A 725-nucleotide genomic window follows, 5' to 3' on the forward strand; every position below is an offset into this window, starting at 1 on the left:
GGGGGGGCGGCCGGGGGGCTCCACGGGCCAGGCCCGGGAGTGGTGACAGGTGCTTGCCCGGGTGCGGGTGCCGCGCGGCAGTTGCATGGGGGGACTCGGCCGGCTCGGCGTCCACCCAGGCCGGGTATCGGCTGAGACTCATGCCCCGCTGGTCACTGGGGGTGGGTGATGGGGCGGGAGGGCGCCCCGGCAGGGGTAGTTGGGCCGGGGCAACAGCCGGTGGGTGGGGCGGGTGTGACTGGGGTGGCGGGGGATTATTTGTGAGGCGGCTATCGGACATCTTTTGCGTCCCGTGTTGCGTTAGACGCGCCATCCGGCGCATCAGGACGGAGAAGGGGAGTGGGCGTGGGGCGGGTGTGACTGGTGGGCAGGGGTGGGCTTATGGGATGTGGGCAGCAGGGCCCTTGCCGCAGCCTGGTTCCGCTCCGGGACAGAAGGCCGCCGGGGCCTCGGCAGCGGCCCATCCCTCCGCCGGACGAGACTCCGCACCGCCTTGGTGCGCTCTGCAGCGCATGGAGTGCAACTCCCCACGCATAGGGCGCCGGACGGTTGTCTCACCGGGCACTCTCGCCACATCCACCCCACGGGCCGCACAGAACATCCAGCCCCGGGCCGGAATCGGAGCCTGGTGCGCACCGTGGTGCGTCTAACGCAACAGGGGACGCAAAAGACGCCCGACCGCCGTCCCACGGGCCATCCCCCGCCACCCCGGTCACACCCGCCCC

This window comes from Streptomyces sp. AcH 505, from assembly GCF_000818175.1.
In the GTDB taxonomy this organism is placed as follows: domain Bacteria; phylum Actinomycetota; class Actinomycetes; order Streptomycetales; family Streptomycetaceae; genus Streptomyces.